This window comes from Actinokineospora bangkokensis, assembly GCF_001940455.1.
Classification (GTDB): Bacteria; Actinomycetota; Actinomycetes; order Mycobacteriales; family Pseudonocardiaceae; genus Actinokineospora; species Actinokineospora bangkokensis.
In genome coordinates this window covers 63,772-81,822 of sequence record NZ_MKQR01000011.1, presented here as the reverse complement: position 1 = coordinate 81,822, position 18,051 = coordinate 63,772, and the positions used below count along the sequence as shown (strand labels likewise).

Genomic DNA, 18,051 nt, shown 5'->3' with positions numbered 1-18,051 from the left:
AGATCGCGTGACCGAGCGCTCCGCGACCGAGCAGAAGCTGCTGGACAACCTCAAGTGGGTGACCGGCGAGCTGCGCGCGGCCAAGCGCCAGCTGCAGGAGGCCGACGACCGCGACCGCGAGCCGATCGCGATCGTCGGCGCCGGGCTGCGGCTGCCCGGCGGCGTCCGCACCCCCGAGGCGCTGTGGGCGCTGCTGGCCGAGGGGCGCGACGCGATCGGCCCCCTGCCCGACGACCGCGGCTGGGACCTGGCGACGCTGCTCAGCGACGACCCCGACCGCCCCGGCACCACCTACGCCCGCGGCGGCGGCTTCCTCGACGGCGTCGCGGACTTCGACGCCGACCTGTTCGGCATCAGCCCGCGCGAGGCCCTGGCGATGGACCCCCAGCAGCGGCTGCTGCTGGAGACCGCCCACGAGGCGATGGAGCGCGCCGGCCTGACCCGCGAGGCCGTGCGCGGCACCCGCACCGGGGTGTTCGTCGGCACCAGCGAGCAGCGCTACGGCGCCCTGCTCGGCGAGCGCGACGGGGTCGAGGGGCACGCGCTCACCGGCACAGCGCTCAGCGTCGCCTCCGGCCGCCTGGCCTACACCTTCGGCCTGCGCGGCCCGGCGCTCACCGTCGACACCGCCTGCTCGTCGTCGCTGGTCGCCCTGCACCTGGCGGTGCGCGCGCTGCGCCGGGGCGAGTGCGCGATGGCGCTGGTCGGCGGCGCCACGGCGATGCCGACGCCGGGGGTGTTCGTGGAGTTCGCCCGGCAGCGCGGGCTGTCCGCCGACGGCCGGTGCAAGGCCTTCGGCGCGGGCGCGGACGGCACCGGCTGGTCCGAGGGCGCCGGGGTGCTCGTGGTGGAGCGGCTGTCCGACGCGCTGGCCGCCGGGCGCACCGTGCTGGCCGTGCTGCGCGGGTCCGCGGTCAACTCCGACGGCGCCAGCAGCGGCCTGACCGCCCCCAACGGCACCGCCCAGCAGCAGGTCATCCGCGACGCCCTGGCCGACGCCGGGCTCTCGGCCGCCGAGGTCGACGCGGTGGAGGCGCACGGCACCGGCACCGCCCTGGGCGACCCCATCGAGGCCCGGGCCGTCCTCGCCGCCTACGGCGCCGAGCGCCCGCACCCGCTGCTGCTCGGCTCGCTCAAGTCCAACGTCGGCCACACCCAGGCCGCCGCGGGGGTCGCCGGGGTCATCAAGGCCGTGCTTTCGCTGCGCCACGGCGCGGTCCCGCGGACCCTGCACGCCGACGAGCCGACCCCGCACGTCGACTGGGCCGTGGGCGCGGTCCGGCTGGCCACCGAGCAGACCCCGTTCCCGGCCGTCGACCGGCCCGCCCGCATGGCGGTCTCGGCGTTCGGCATGAGCGGCACCAATGCCCACGTCATCCTCGAAGCCGCCGCCCCCGCCCCCGCCCCGACCCCGGTCGCGGCCCCGGCCGCCGATCTGCTGTGGACGGTGTCGGGCCGCAGCCCGCAGGCGCTGCGCGCTCAGGCCGCCGCGCTCGCTGGGCACGTCCGCACGCACGGGCAGGACCCCGCCTCGGTGGCGCGCACCCTCGTCGAGGCGCGCACCGCGTTCGACCACCGCGCCGTCGTCGTCGGCCGCACCGCCGCCGACCTGCTCGCCGGGCTGGACGAGGTCGCCGCGGGCGCCGAGCCCACCTCCGGCGCGCGCGGGAGCGCCGTGGACGGCAGGCGCGTCGCGCTGGTCTTCCCCGGGCAGGGCTCGCAGTGGGCGGGCATGGCCGTCGACCTGCTCGACGACCCGGTGTTCGGTGCGCGCTTCACCGAGTGCGCCGCCGCGCTCGCCCCGCACGCGGGCTTCGACGCCGTCGCGGTGCTGCGCTCGGGCGAGGGGCTGGACCGGGTCGAGGTCGTGCAGCCGGTGCTGTTCGCGGTCATGGTGTCCCTGGCGGGCCTCTGGCGCGCGCGGGGGCTGGAGCCGGCCGCCGTCGTCGGGCACTCGCAGGGCGAGATCGCCGCCGCCGTGGTGGCGGGCGCGCTGTCGCTGGCGGACGGCGCCCGGGTCGTGGCGCTGCGCTCGAAGGTGCTGCGCAGGCTGGCCGGGCGCGGCGGGATGGTGTCGCTGGCCCTCGACGAGGACGCCACGCGCGCCCGGATCGCCCCGTTAGGCGACCGCGTGTCGGTCGCGGCGGTCAACGGGCCCGCCGCCGTGGTCGTCTCCGGCGAGCCGGACGCGCTCGACGAGCTGGTCGCGGGCTGCGCCGCCGACGACGTGCGGGCCAAGCGCATCGCCGTCGACTACGCCTCGCACTCGGCCCAGGTCGACCAGCTGCGCGCCGAACTGCTCGACGTGCTCACCCCGATCACCCCGCGCGCGGGCGCGATCCCGCTGCGCTCCACGCTCACCGGCCGCACCGAGGACGGCTCGGCCCTCACCGCGCAGTACTGGTTCGACAACCTGCGCGGCACCGTCGCCTTCCACGACGCGGTGCGCGCGCTGCTGGACGAGGGCGTCGACACCTTCGTCGAGGTCAGCCCGCACCCGGTGCTCACCGTGGGGATCGAGGAGGCCGCGGGCGACGGCGTGCTGGCCACCGGAACCCTGCGCCGCGACGCCGACGGCCGCACCGAGCTGCTGCGCGCCGCCGCCCGCCTGCACGCCCACGGCGCCGAGCTGGACCTGGGCGCGCTGCTGCCGCCCGCCCCGCGCGTCGAGCTGCCCACCTACGCCCTGCGCCAGCGCCGCTACTGGCCCGCGGGAGGTGCCGCGGGCGACCCGGCCGCGCTCGGCCTGGCCCCCGGCGGGCACGCCCTGCTCGGCGCGGCCGTCGTCCTGGCCTCCGGCGACGGCGCGGTGCTCACCGGCCGCGTCAGCGCCGCCGAGCACCCCTGGCTGGCCGACCACGTGGTCGGCGGGCAGGTCGTCGTCCCCGGCACGGCGCTGCTCGACCTGGCGCTGCACGCCGCCGAGCAGGTCGGCGCGACCACCGTGCTCGACCTGGCCATGCAGGCCCCGCTGGTGCTGCCCGCGGGCGGCGTGCGCGTCCAGGTCGCGGTTGGCCGCGCCGCCGACGACGGCTCCCGCCCGGTCACCGTCCACTCGCGACCCGACGACGACGCGCCGTGGACCCGGCACGCCATCGGCGCAGTCGGCGCCACCGCCCCCGCGACCGCCCAGGTGGACCGGCCGGACGGCGACGACGTCCCGCTCGACGACCTGCACGCCGGGCTGTCCGCGCGGGGGGTCGACTACGGCCCCGCGTTCCAGGGCCTCGTCCGCGCCCAGCGCGACGGCGACACCGTCGTCGCTGAGGTCATCCTGCCCGAACCGTTGCAGCCCAGCGGTTTCGGCGTGCACCCCGCGCTGCTCGACGCCGCGCTGCACGCCACCGCCCTCGGCGGGTTCCTCACCGACACCACCACCGCGCACTTGCCGTTCTCCTGGCAGAACGCGCACCTGCTGGCCACGGGCGCCACCGCGCTGCGCGTCCGGCTCGCCCCGGCGGGCCAGGACACCGTCGCGGTCACCGCCGTCGACCCGGCGGGCGCGCCCGTGCTGTCCGCCGAGCTGGCCTTCCGGCCGCTGTCGGAGACCGCGCCCGGCGCCGCGCCGGTCAACGACCTCTACCGGATCGACTGGGTGCCCGTCGCCGCCGAGCCCGTCGACGGCGCCGTCCCCGACGCCGACGTGCTCGCCGCGCTCGACGCGGGCGGCGAGGTCGTCTGGCGCGTCGGTGACCCCGCCATGGCTTCCGTGCTGCCCGTCCTGCGCCACGCCGCCGCGGGCGAGGCCCGCCTGGTCGCCCTGCTCGACGGCGACGACCCCGACTTCGCCGCCGTGGGCGGCCTGCTGCGCTCCGCGGGCACCGAGCACCCCGGCCGCTTCGCCGTGGTCGACGGGCACGAGCCGGTGCGCTCGGCGGAGCCGTGGGTGCGCGTCCGCGACGGCGTCACCACCGCCCCGCGCCTGGCCCGCGCCACCGCCACGGCGGTGACGTCGGGGCCGTCGCCGTTCGGGCCCGACTCCACCGTGCTGGTCACCGGGGGCACCGGCACCCTCGGCGGCCTGCTCGCCCGCCACCTGGTCGAGGCGCACGGCGTGCGCGCGCTGGTGCTGGCCAGCCGCTCCGGCGGTGCCGCGCCCGAGCTGCCCGGCGCCGAGGTCACCGTCGTCGCCTGCGACGTCTCCGACCCCGACCAGGTGCGCGCGCTGCTCACCGAGCACGCCGTGACCGCCGTGGTGCACGCCGCGGGCGTCCTCGACGACGGGGTGCTGGAGTCGATCACCCCCGACCGCGCCGCCGCCGTCGCCGCGCCCAAGGCCGACGCCGCGCGCGTGCTCGACGCGGCCACCCGCGACCGGGACCTGACCGCGTTCGTCGCCTTCTCCGCCGCCGCCAACCTCTTCGGCAACCCCGGCCAGGGCGCCTACGCCGCCGCGAACGCCGCCGTCGACGCGGTCATCGCCGCCCGCCGCGCCGCGGGCCTGCCCGGTGTCGCCCTGGCCTGGGGCCTGTGGGAGCGCGCCAGCGGCATGACCGGCCACCTCGCCGACCGCGACCTGGCCAGGATGGACCGCGGCGGCGTCCGCGCCCTGTCCGACGCCCGCGGCCTGGAGCTGTTCGACGCCGCCCTCGCCGCGGGCGACCCGCTGCTCGTGCCCCTCGGCCTCGACCTGGCCGCCGCGCGCGCCGACGGCGACCCGCACCCGCTGCTGCGCGGCCTCGTGCGCCCCGCCCGCAAGCGCGCCGCCGCGGGCGGCGCTGCCCGATCCGAGTTCACTGCCCCGTCCGGGTTCGCCGCCCTGTCCGGCAGGCAGCGCCGCGCCGCCCTGATCGACGTGGTGCGCGCCCAGGTGGCCGCCGTGCTCGGGCACGACTCCGTCGACGGGATCGACCCCGGCCGCGCGTTCCGCGACCTGGGCTTCGACTCCCTGACCGCGGTGGAGCTGCGCAACCGCCTGGCCACCGCCACCGGCGAGCGCCTGCCCGCCACCGTGGTCTTCGACCACCCCACCCCGCAGGCGCTGGCCGACCTGCTCGCCGGTCGCCTCGAACCCGCCGCCGACCGCGCCCCGGTGACCGCGACCGCCACCGACGAGCCGATCGCGATCATCGGCATGGCCTGCCGCTTCCCCGGCGGCGTGCGCGGCCCCGACGACCTGTGGGAGCTGGTGACCTCCGGCGGCGACGCGGTCGGCGGCTTCCCCACCGACCGCGGCTGGGACCTCGACGGCGGCTTTGACCCCACCGGCGAGCGGCCCGGCTCCACCTCCGTGCGCGCGGGCGCGTTCCTGCACGACGCCCTGGAGTTCGACGCCGACCTGTTCGGGATCTCCCCGCGCGAGGCGCTGGCCACCGACCCGCAGCAGCGGCTGCTGCTGGAGACCGCCTGGGAGGCCTTCGAGGCCGCGGGCATCGACCCGCGCGGCGTGCGCGGCAGCCGCACCGGCGTGTTCGCCGGGCTCATGCACCACGACCACGCCGCGCGCCTGCACCGGGTCCCCGCCGAGCTGGAGGGCCTGGTCGGCACCGGTGCCTCGGCCAGCGTCGCCTCCGGCCGCGTCGCCTACGCCTTCGGCCTGGAGGGCCCGGCGATCACCGTCGACACCGCGTGCTCGTCGTCGCTGGTCGCCATCCACCTCGCCGCCCGCGCGCTGCGCTCCGGCGAGTGCGACCTGGCGCTGGCTGGCGGGGCGACGGTGCTGTCGACCCCCGGGCTGTTCGTCGAGTTCTCCCGCCAGCGGGGTCTGGCCCCCGACGGCCGGTGCAAGCCGTTCTCCGACTCCGCCGACGGCACCGGCTTCGGTGAGGGCGTCGGCCTGCTGCTGCTCGCCCCGCTGTCGGCCGCCCGCCGCCTGGGGCACCCCGTGCTGGCGGTGCTGCGCGGCTCGGCGGTCAACCAGGACGGCGCCTCCAACGGCCTCACCGCCCCCAACGGCCCGTCGCAGGAGCGCGTGATCCGCGCCGCGCTGGCCGACGCCGGGCTGCACCCGTCCGATGTGGACATGGTGGAGGCGCACGGCACCGGCACCACCCTGGGTGACCCGATCGAGGCCCAGGCCGTGCTGGCCACCTACGGGCAGGACCGGAGCAACCCGGTGTGGCTCGGCTCGGTGAAGTCGAACATCGGCCACACCCAGGCCGCAGCGGGCGTCGCGGGCGTGATCAAGGTCGTGCAGGCCGTGCGGCACGGCGTGCTGCCGGGCTCGCTGCACGCGGAGAACCCCTCCGCGCACGTCGACTGGAGCGCGGGCGCGGTCTCGCTGGCCGCGGGCAGCCGGGCCTGGGACGCCGAGGTGCGCCGCGCGGGCGTGTCGTCGTTCGGCGTGAGCGGCACCAACGCGCACGTGGTCATCGAGCAGGCCCCCGAGCCCGCCCCCGCCGCCGACGCGCCCGAGCGGGCCGTGCCGTGGGTCGTGTCCGGGCACACCGAGACCGCCGTGCGCGAGCAGGTCGCCAGGCTGCTGGCCGCCGACCCCGCCGGGCCGGTCGAGACGGCGGCGGCGCTGGCGACCGGCCGCGCCGCCCTGCCCTGGCGGGTCGCCGCCGCGGGGCGCACCCGCGCGGAGCTGGCCGCCGGGATCGAGGCGGCCGCGCCGGTCGAGGCCGTGCGCCGCCGGACCGCGTTCGTCTACACCGGCCAGGGCTCGCAGCGGGCCGGGATGGGGCGCGGGCTCGCCGCCGCCTTCCCGGTGTTCGCCGAGGCCTGGGACGAGGTCGTCGGCCTGTTCCCGATCGAGGTGCGGGCGGCCATCGCGGACGGGTCGCGGATCGGGGAGACCCGGTTCGCCCAGCCCGCGATCTTCGCCTTCGAGGTGGCGCTGACCCGGCTGCTGGGCTCGTGGGGCGTGGTCCCGGACGTGGTGGTCGGGCACTCGGTGGGTGAACTGGCCGCGGCGTGGGCGGCGGGGGTCTTCCCGCTGGCCGACGCGGCGCGGCTGGTGGTCGAGCGCGGCGCGCTGATGGGCGCGGTGACCGCCGAGGGCGCGATGGCCGCCATCGCCGTGCCGGAGGACGCGGTCGAGCTGCCCGCGGGCGTCGAGGTCGCCGCGGTCAACGCGGTCGACTCCGTGGTGGTCTCCGGCGACGCCGACGCCGTGCGCGCGCTCGTCGCCGCCTACCGCGAGCGCGGGGTCAAGGCCTCCCTGCTCAAGGTCAGCCACGCCTTCCACTGCGCGCACGTGGACGAGGTGCTGCCCGCCTTCCGCACCGCGGTCGAGCAGGTCGAGCGCGCGGAGCCGGTCATCGAGTTCATCGGCGTGGCGGGTGGCCACGACCCTGCGGGCGTGGACTACTGGGTGGACAACGTGCGCCGCGCGGTCCGCTTCGCCGACGGCGTCGCCCGCCTGGGCGCCGTGCACGCGATCGAGGTCGGGCCGGAGGCCGCGCTCGCCCCGTTCGTGCCCGGCTGCGTCCCCGCCCAGCGCCGCTCCGAGACCCCGGACGAGGAAGCCGACCTGGTGCGCGCCCTGGGCCGCCTGCACGCCGCGGGCGCCCCGGTCGACTGGGCCGCGTTCTTCGGCGCCGGGCTGCGCCGGGTCGCGCTGCCCACCTACGCCTTCCAGCGCCGCCGCTACTGGCTCGACGCCGCCACCCCCGCCCGGGGCGACGACCTGTGCCACCGCGTCGAGTGGACCCCCGTCCACGCGGGCACCGGCGCCGCGGGCGCCCGCTGGGGCGTGCTGCCCGGCGACCCCGCGCTCACCGCCGAACTCCTCGCCGCGGGTGCGGTCGAGGACGGTGCGACCGGGTGGCTGCTGCCCGCGACCTCCGTGGAGCACCTGCTCGCCACCCTGCGCGACCTCGACGACGAGCGGCCGGTCTGGGTCATCACCCGCGGCGCCGTCGCCGTCGCGCCCGGCACCGAGGTCGATCCCGGCCTCGCCGCGGTGTGGGGCGCGGGTCGCGTCGCCGCGCTGGAACTGCCCGGCACCTGGGGCGGGCTGCTCGACGTCGAGACCGGGGCGCAGGCCCTGGCGTTCGCGGGCGGCCGGGAGGACCAGGTCGCCGTCCGCTCCGACGGCGCCTGGGCGCGCAGGCTCGCCCCCGCGCCGGCCACGGCCGCGGGCTGGACGCCCTCGGGCACCGTGCTCATCACCGGTGGCACCGGTGCGCTCGGCCAGCACACCGCCCGGCGCCTGCTCGCCGACGGCGCTGAGCGCGTCGTGCTGGTGAGCCGCAGCGGCACCCCGGTCGACATCGACGGCGTCCACGTCGTCGCCGCCGACGCGACCGACGAGGACGCGATGCGCGCCGTCGTCGAGCAGTGGCGGCCCACGGCTGTCGTGCACGCCGCCGGGGTCGCGCTGACCAAGCCGTTGACCGGCACCACCGACGACGACCTGGCCGCCGTGGCCGCGGCCAAGGTCGCGGGCGCCGAGGTGCTGGACCGGGTCACCCGGGACCTGCCGCTGGACGCCTTCGTCGTCTTCTCCTCCATCGCGGGCACGTGGGGCAGCGGCGGCCAGGTCGCCTACGCCGCCGCCAACGCCCGCGTCGACGCCCTGGTGGCCAACCGCCGCGCCGCCGGGCTGCCCGGCACCGCCCTGGCCTGGGGCCCGTGGGACGGGGCGGGGATGGGCGGCGGCCGGGTCGGCGCCGACCTCGCCGCGCTCGGCCTGCGCCCGCTGCTGCCCGCCCGCGCCCTCGACGCCCTCTACCGCACCGGCGCCGCGCACCTGGTCGTCGCCGACGTCGACTGGCCGCGGTTCACCGAGACCTTCACCGCCCGGCGCCCCAGCCCGCTGCTGGAGCGCGTCGCCCCCGCGCCCGCCGCGCCGGTGGCCGTGCCCGCCGTGGTGGACCTGCCGTGCGAGGACGACCTGCTCGACCTCGTCCGGACCACCACCGCCGCGGTCCTCGGGCACGCCGACAAGGCCGCGGTCGGCGCCGACCGCACATTCCGCGACCTCGGCGTCGACTCGCTGACCGCGGTCGAGGTGCGCAACGCCCTCACCGCCGCCACCGGCCTGGCCCTGCCCGCCGCCGTGGTCTTCGACCACCCCACGCCGCGCGACCTCGTCGCGCGCATCACCGCCGACCTCGCGGGCCGCACCACCGCGCCCGCGCGCACCGCCGCGGCGACCGACGAGCCGATCGCCATCGTCGGCATGGCCTGCCGCTTCCCCGGCGGCGTCGACAGCCCCGAGCGGCTGTGGGAGGCCCTGGTCGGGGGCCGGGACCTGGTCGGGCCGTTCCCGGCCGACCGCGGCTGGACCGGCGAGGGCCAGGGCGGGTTCCTCGACGCCGCCGCGTTCGACGCCGGGTTCTTCGCGGTGAGCCCGCGCGAGGCCGTGGCCATGGACCCCCAGCAGCGCGTGCTGCTCCAGGTCGCCTGGGAGGCGCTGGAGCGCGCCGGGATCGACCCCACCGGCCTGCGCGGCGCCCCGACCGGGGTGTTCGCGGGCATCAGCGGCCAGGACTACGTCTCGCTGCTCGGTGCCGCCGCCGAGGACGTCAGCGGGCACGTGCTCACCGGCAACGCCGTCAGCGTCGCCTCCGGCCGCATCGCCTACGCCCTGGGCCTGGAGGGCCCGGCGGTCTCGGTCGACACCGCGTGCTCCTCGTCGCTGGTCGCCCTGCACTGGGCCGCGCGCTCGCTGCGCTCGGGCGAGTGCGACCTCGCCCTGGCGGGCGGGGTGACGGTCATGCCCACCCAGGGCACCTTCACCGAGTTCGCCAAGCAGGGCGGGCTGTCGGCCGACGGCCGCTGCAAGGCCTTCGCCGACGGCGCCGACGGCACCGGCTGGTCGGAGGGCGCGGGCGTGCTCGTCGTCGAACGCCTCTCCGACGCCCGCGCCCGCGGCCACCGCGTGCTGGCGGTGCTGCGCGGCTCGGCGGTCAACCAGGACGGTGCGTCGAACGGGCTCACCGCCCCGAACGGGCCCGCCCAGGAGCGGGTGATCCGCGCCGCGCTCGCCGCCGCCGACCTGGACCCGTCCGATGTGGACGTGGTTGAGGCGCACGGCACCGGTACCGCGCTCGGGGACCCGATCGAGGCCGAGGCGCTGCTGCGCACCTACGGCGCAGGTCGCGACCCCCGGTCGCCGCTGTGGCTGGGCTCGCTGAAGTCCAACACCGGCCACACCCAGGCCGCCGCCGGTGTCGCCGGGGTCATCAAGGTGGTGCTGGCCCTGCGCAACGGCACCCTGCCGCGCACCCTGCACGCCGAGCGGCCCACCGCGCACGTCGACTGGTCGGCCGGGTCCGTCCGGCTGCTGTCGCAGGCCCAGCCCTGGCCCGAGGGCGACCGGGTGCGGCGCGCGGGTGTCTCGTCGTTCGGCATGAGCGGCACCAACGCGCACGTCATCCTGGAGCAGGGCGACCCCGTCGAGCCCGCCGCCGAGGCGGGGGTGGACGCAGTCGTGCCGTTCCTGGTGTCGGCCCGCACCCCGGAGGCGCTGCGGGCGCAGGCCGCCCGGTTGGCCGCCGCGCTGCCCGCACTGCCCGCCCGGGACGCCGCGCACTCGCTGGCGACCACGCGGGCGCTGATGGAGCACCGGGCCGTGGCGGTCGGCGCGGACGCCGTGGCCGCGCTGGCCGCGGGCTCCGCGCACCCGCTGCTCGTCTCGGGCGCGGCCGGGGAGCCGGGCAAGGTGGCGTTCGTCTTCCCGGGTCAGGGGTCGCAGTGGGTGGGCATGGCCCGGGAGCTGGCTGCGGAGTCGCCGGTGTTCGCGGCGCGGCTTGCCGAGTGCGCTGCGGCGTTGTCGGAGTTCGTGGACTGGTCGTTGGACGAGGCGTTGGGCGATGCCGCGCTGCTGGAGCGCGTGGACGTCGTGCAGCCGGTGCTGTGGGCCGTGATGGTCTCCCTCGCTGAGGTGTGGCGGTCGTGGGGCGTCGAGCCCTCCGCCGTCGTGGGCCACTCGCAGGGTGAGATCGCCGCGGCGGTGGTGGCGGGCGCTCTGTCGCTTCAGGACGGTGCGCGCGTTGTCGCGCTGCGGTCGAAGGTGCTGCTGCGGCTGGCAGGCCGGGGCGGGATGGCCTCGGTCGCGCTCGGCGTCGACGACGTCCGCGCGCGGATCGCCCCCTTCGGGGAGCGGCTGTCGGTCGCCGCGGTGAACGGGTCGGCGGCCGTGGTGGTCTCCGGCGAGCCGTCCGCGCTGGACGAGCTGGTGGCGGGCTGCGCGGCCGACGACGTGCGGGCCAAGCGGATCGCGGTGGACTACGCCTCGCACTCCGCCCAGGTCGACGAGCTGGCCGACGAGCTGCTGGCGGCCCTCGCCCCCGTCCGACCGGTCGCGGGCACCGTCCCGGTCCGCTCGACCACCACCGGGCGCACCGAGGACGGCACGGCCTTCGACGCCGCCTACTGGGTGCGCAACCTGCGTTCGCCGGTCGAGTTCGCCGACGCGGTCGACGCGCTGGTCGCCGAGGGCTTCGGGACCTTCGTGGAGTGCTCGCCGCACCCGGTGCTGACCATGTCGCTGCCCGAGGGCGTGACCGCGGTCGGCTCGCTCAAGCGCGACGAGGGCGGCCTGGCGCGCGCCCTGCTCTCCCTCGGTGAGCTGGTCGTCGCGGGGGTCACGCCCGACTGGGCCGCCGTCGTGCCCGGCAGGACCGTCGACCTGCCGACCTACGCCTTCCAGGAACAGCGCTACTGGCCCACGCCGAGGCCGGTGACCGGCGACGTCACCGCCGCGGGCCTGGCCGCCACCGGCCACCCGCTGCTGGCCGCCGCCGTCGCCCTGCCCGCGGGCGGGCAGGTGCTCACCGGCCGGGTCAGCGTCGCCGCCCAGCCCTGGCTGGCCGACCACGTGGTCGCCGGGCGGGTCGTCGTCCCCGGCACCGCGCTGCTCGACATGGTGCTGCTGGCCGCGGGCGACGCCCTGGCCGACCTGACCTTCGCCGCCCCGCTCGTGCTCCCCGCCGACGGCGGCGTGGACGTGCGCGTCACGGTCGACGGCGCCGCGGGCGGCGCGGTCGAGGTGCACGCCCGCCCCGACGGCGGCGACTGGACCCGCCACGCCACCGCGACCCCCGGCACCTCCGCGCTCCCGGCGGTGCTCGGGGAGTGGCCGCCCGCGGAGGCGGTGGAGGTCGGCGCCGACGCCCTCGCGGACCTCTACGCCGACCTGGCCGTCGCCGGCCTCAGCTACGGCCCCGCCTTCCAGGGCCTGCGCCGCGCGTGGCAGCGCGGGGACGAGGTGTTCGCCGAGGTCGCCACCGACCCCGCCGCCGAGGGCTTCGGCCTGCACCCCGCCCTGCTCGACAGCGCGCTGCACGCCGCGTCCCTGGGCGCGGGCGGCGCCGCGGGCCTGCCGTTCTCCTGGACCGGCGTCACCCGCCACGCCGAGGGCGCGGAGACCCTGCGCGTGCGCTTGGCCCCTGCGGGCGACAACGCCTTCAGCGTCGCCGCGTTCGACGCCGAGGGCCGCCCGGTCCTGACCGCCGACGCGCTCGCCCTGCGCCCGGCACCAGACCTGGACGCCGCCGCCGAACCGCTGCACACCGTGGAGTGGACGGCCGTCGACGCGCCCGCGGCCGCGCCGTCCACCCGCGAGGTCGTCCGCGCGGACGGCACGTTCCCGCAGGTCGTCGCGCGCGTGCAGGAGTCGCTGCGCGGCGACGGCGACCTCGTCCTGCTGGTCGACCCGACCACCGAGACCGGCGCTGCCGCGGGCGGTCTCGGCCGCGCGGCCGCCGCCGAGCACCCCGGCCGCGTCGTCGTGGTCGAGGCCCGCGCCGACCAGGACGTCCCAGCGGCGCTGCTCGGGCAGGTCGTCGCGCTCGGGGAGCCCTGGGTCCGGGTGCGCACCGCCGCTGACAGCACTGACGCCGACAGCAACTCCGCCGACAGCACCGCGATCGAGGTGCCGCGCCTGGTCCGGGTCGAGCCCACCTCGACCGCGCCGCTGTTCGGCCCGGCCGACGCCGTCCTGGTCACCGGCGGCACCGGCGCGCTCGGCGCCGAGGTCGCCCGCCACCTCGCCCGCTGCGGCGTGCGGGAACTGGTGCTGGCCAGCCGCAGCGGCGGGGCGGACGACCTCGTCGCGGAGCTGGCCGGGTTGGGGGCCACCGCGCGCGTCGCCGCCTGCGACGTCAGCGACCGCGCCGCCGTGGCCGCCCTGCTCGCCGCGCACCGGGTGACCGGGGTCGTGCACGCCGCCGGGGTCATCGGCGACGGCGTGGTCACCGGGCTCACCGACGAGCAGGTCGCCGCCGTGTGGGCGCCCAAGGTCGACGCCGCGCGCCACCTCGACGAGCTGGTCGACGACCGCGCCGCCCTCGTCGTGTTCTCCGCCGCCGCGGGGCTGTTCGGCAACGCCGGGCAGGGCGCCTACGCCGCCGCCAACGCCGCGCTCGACGCCCTCGTCGCCCGCCGCCGCGCCGCGGGCAAGCCCGCTGTGTCGCTGGCGTGGGGGCTCTGGGCGCAGGACAGCGGCATGACCGGGCACCTCACCGGCACCGACCGCCGCAGGCTCGCCCGCGCGGGCGTCCGGCCGCTGACCACCCCCGCCGCCCTCGACCTGTTCGACCGGGCGTTGGCCGCCGACCGGGCGCTGCTGGTCCCGATCGGGCTCGACCTGCCCGCGGTGCGCGCCGCCGGGGACCCGCACCCGCTGCTGCGGGCGATGGTCCCCGCCGCCCCGCGCCGCGCCGCCACCCCCGCGGGCGACCTGCTCACCCTCGTCCGCGACACCGCCGCCGCCGTGCTCGGCCACGACTCCGCGACCGCGGTCGGCGCGGACCGGGCGTTCAAGGAACTCGGCTTCGACTCGCTGACCGCGGTGGAGCTGCGCAACCGGCTCAGCGCCGCCACCGGACTGCGCCTGCCCGCGACCCTGGTGTTCGACCACCCCACCCCGCGCGCGGCCGCCGACCTGCTCGCCGGCCTGCGCGAGCCCGCGCCCGCCCCTGCCACGCCGATCGCGCCCGTCCGCGCCACCGGGCACGACGACCCGATCGCCGTGGTGGCGATGGCCTGCCGGTTCCCCGGCGCGGACGACCCGGACGCGCTGTGGCGGCTGGTCGTCGACGGCGTCGACGCCATGGGCGGGTTCCCGGTCGACCGGGGCTGGGTCCTGCGCCCCGACTACGCCCCCGTGGGCGCGTTCCTCGACGGTGCCGCGGACTTCGACGCCGAGCTGTTCGGCATCTCCCCGCGCGAGGCGCTGGCGATGGACCCGCAGCAGCGCGTCCTGCTGGAGACCGCCTGGGAGGCCGTCGAGCGCGCCGAGCTCGACCCGCGCTCGCTGCGCGGCAGCCGCACCGGCGTGTTCACCGGCATCATGTACTCCGACTACGCCAGCAGGCTCCCCTCGATCCCCGAGGACCTGGCGCCGCTGCTGGCCACCGGCAGCTCGGCCAGCGTCGCCGCGGGCAGGCTCGCCTACGCCTTGGGCCTGGAAGGCCCGACGATGACCGTCGACACCGCGTGCTCGTCGTCGCTGGTGGCCCTGCACCTGGCCGCGCAGGCGCTGCGCGCGGGGGAGTGCGACCTGGCGCTGGCCGGTGGCGCGACCGTGCTGTCCACCCCCGCGGTGTTCGAGGACTTCGCCCGCCAGGGCGGGCTGGCCGCGGACGGCCGCTGCAAGCCGTTCTCCGCCGACGCCGACGGCACCGGCTTCGGCGAGGGCGTCGGCCTGCTCGTCCTCGCCCGCCTGTCCGACGCCCAGCGCCACGGCCACCCCGTGCTGGCGGTGCTGCGCGGGTCCGCGGTGAACTCCGACGGCGCCTCCAACGGGCTGACCGCCCCGAACGGCCCGGCCCAGCAGCGGGTCATCCGGGCCGCGCTCGCCACCGCGGGCCTGCGACCGTCCGATGTGGACATGGTGGAGGCGCACGGCACCGGCACCACCCTCGGTGACCCGATCGAGGCCCAGGCCCTGCTGGCCACCTACGGCCAGGACCGGGACACCCCGCTGCTGCTGGGGTCGATCAAGTCCAACATCGGCCACACCCAGGCCGCCGCGGGCGTCGCCGGGGTCATCAAGGCGATCCAGGCCATCCGGCACGGCGTGGCGCCGCGCTCGCTGCGCGCGGGCGAGCCCACCCCGCACGTGGACTGGTCGGCCGGGTCGGTCGAGGTGCTCGCCGAGCAGCGCGACTGGCCCGCCGTGGACCGCCCGCGCCGGGCGGCGGTGTCCTCCTTCGGCATCAGCGGCACCAACGCCCACGTCGTCCTGGAGCAGGCCCCGGCCGCCGCGGCGCCGCGCCCGGTCGAGCCGACCGCGCTGGTGTGGCCGGTGTCCGGGCGCTCGGTCGCGGCGCTGTGCGCCCAGGCCGGGCGGCTGGCGGAGTTCGCCGAGACCGCCGACCTCGCCGCGGCGGGCGTGGCGCTGGGGACGACCCGCGCCGCGCTGGAGTTCCGCGCCGCCGGGACCGGGTCCGACCGCGAGTCGCTGATCGCCTCGCTGCGGCGGGTGGCGACCGGTGACGCGGTCGAGGCCGTCGCGGGCCCGATGGCGTTCGTGTTCACCGGTCAGGGTTCGCAGCGCGCGGGCATGGGGCAGGAGTTGGCGGCGGCGTTCCCGGCCTTCCGTGCCGCGTGGGACGAGGTCGTGGGCTTGTTCCCGGCTGAGGTTCGCGATGCGATCGTTGAGGGTTCGCGGATCGATGAGACGCAGTTCGCCCAGCCTGCGATCTTCGCTTTCGAGGTCGCGATGGTGCGGCTGTTCGCGTCGTGGGGTGTGCGGCCGGATGTGGTGATCGGGCATTCGGTGGGGGAGATCGCTGCGGCGTGGGCTGCTGGTGTCTTCTCGCTGGAGGATGCTGCGGCGTTGGTGGTCAAGCGCGGCGCGCTGATGGGGGCGGTGACCGTCCGCGGTGCCATGGCCGCCATCGCGCTGCCGGAGGACCAGGTCGAACTGGTCGACGGCGTGGAGGTCGCCGCGGTCAACTCCGGGGACTCCGTGGTGGTCGCGGGCGACGCCGAGGCCGTCCGCCAGGTCGTCGAGTCGTGCAAGGCGCGCGGGGTCAGCTGCTCGCTGCTCAAGGTCAGCCACGCCTTCCACTCCGCGCACATGTACCCCGTGCTGGCCGAGTTCGCCTCCGTCGTCGCCGCGGTCGAGCGCCGCGAGCCGGTCGTCCGGTTCGTCCCCGTCGCGGGCGAGGAGGACCCGACGTCGGTGGAGTACTGGGTCGGCAACGTGCGCAACCCCGTCCGGTTCGCCGACGGCGCCGCCCGGCTCAACGCCGTGCACGCCCTGGAGGTCGGCCCGGACGCCGCGCTGACCCCGGTGGTCGAGGGCTGCGTCCCCGCCCAGTCCCGCAAGGACAGCGAACTCGGCGCCCTGCGCGCCGCCCTGGCCGACCTGCACGCCCGCGGCGTGGACATCGACTGGGCGGGGGTGTACCCGTGCGCGCGGCCCACCGCCGTGCCCACCTACGCCTTCCAGCGCAAGCGCTACTGGCTCGACGCCGAGGGCCCGGCCGCCACCGGCCTGGCCTACCAGGTCGGCTGGCACCCCGCCCCCGCCGGTGACGGCCCCACCCTGGCCGAGCAGATCGCCTCCGGCGCGGTCCGGCTCGTCACCGCGCGCTCGGCCGCCGACCTCGCCGCCGCCGTCCGCGACACCACCTCCGGCACCGTGTGGGTGCAGACCCGCGGCGCGGTCGCGGTCTCCGCCGCCGAGGCCCCCGACCCGGCGCAGGCCGCGGTGTGGGCCGCGGGCCGGGTCGCCGCCCTGGAGCACCCCGGCGTGTGGGGCGGGCTCATCGACGGCGACGTGCCTGCCGACTTCCGCCCCGGCCGCGAGGACCAGGTCGCCGTCCGCGACGGCCGGGTGCTCTGCCGCCGCCTGGAGCGCGCCGCCGAGGGCGCGCCGTGGACCCCGCGCGGCACCGTGCTGATCACCGGGGCCACCGGCGCCCTGGGGTCGGCCGTCGCCGCCTGGGCCGCCCGCTCCGGCGCCGAGCGCCTGGTGCTCACCAGCAGGCGCGGCTACGCGGCCGACAACGCCGCCCAGCTGCGCGCGCTGGAGCGCCACGGCGTCGAGGTGGTCATCGCCCAGGCCTCGACCACCGACGAGGACGCCATGAGCAGGCTGATCGTGGCCTACCCGCCCGACGCCGTCGTGCACGCCGCGGGCACCGCCACCCACCGGCCGCTGCTCGACACCGACCCGGCGCACTTCGCCGAGCTGCGGGCCAAGGCCGAGGGCGCGCTGCTGCTCGACCGGCTCACCCGCGACCTCGACCTGGACGCGTTCGTGCTGTTCTCCTCGGTGGCGAGCGCGTGGGGCAGCGGCGGGCAGGCGGGCTACGCCGCGGCCAACGCCGAGCTGGACGCGCTGGCCGAGCGCCGCCGCGCCGAGGGCCGCCCCGGCGTCGCCCTGGGCTGGGGCCCGTGGGCGGGCGGCGGCATGGCCGAGGGGGCGGGCCTGGAGCGCCACGGCCTGCGCCCGCTGCCGGTGCCGACCGCCATCGCCGCGCTGAGCCGCTCGGCCCGCGCGCAGGGCGTGGTCGTGCTCGCCGACGTCGACTGGCGCCGCTTCGCCGACACCTTCACCGCCGCCCGGCCCAGCCCGCTGCTCGGCGGCCTGCTGCCCGCGCCGGCGGCGGCCGCCGAGCAGCCCGAGCCCGACCTGCTCGCCCGGCTGCGCGCGCTGCCCGCCGCCGAGCGGCCCGCGCACCTGGTCCGGCTCGTGCGCGGGCACGCCGCCGAGGTGCTGGGGCACGACTCGCCCGCCGCCGTCGGGGCCACCCGGTCCTTCCGCGACCTCGGGTTCGACTCGCTCAGCGCGGTGAAGCTGCGCGACCGGCTGCGCGCGGCCACGGGGCTGGCGCTGCCCGCCACGTTCGTCTTCGACCACCCCACCCCGGCGGCGGCGGGCGCGGAGCTGCTGGCCTGCCTGGTCCCCGCCGAGGACGCCGACGCCGAGCTGCGCAGGCTCGTCGCCTCCGTCCCGGTCGAGCGGCTGCGCGCCGCGGGCCTGCTCGACGCCCTGCTGGAGCTGGCCCGCGACCCGGGCGAGCGCTCCGGCCCAGACGGATCCGACAGCCCCGACGCCCCCGCGGCCGCCGATGACCTCGGCGGCGGGGACCCGGTGGACGGCGGCACCGACCTCGGCGGCGCCGACCTCGACGACATCGACGAGATGGACGCCGACCGGCTGATCCAGCTCGCCCTCGACCACACAGACGCCTGACGGCC

The 18,051-nt window shown here is 78.2% G+C and carries 1 protein-coding gene; it reads left to right on the top strand.

Annotated elements, in window-relative coordinates:
- Positions 1 to 7: 7 nt before the first annotated feature.
- Positions 8 to 18,046, top strand: a complete 18,039-nt coding sequence (locus BJP25_RS33305) for a type I polyketide synthase (protein WP_075974855.1) — start codon at positions 8 to 10, stop codon at positions 18,044 to 18,046.
- The last annotated feature ends 5 nt before the right edge of the window (positions 18,047 to 18,051 follow it).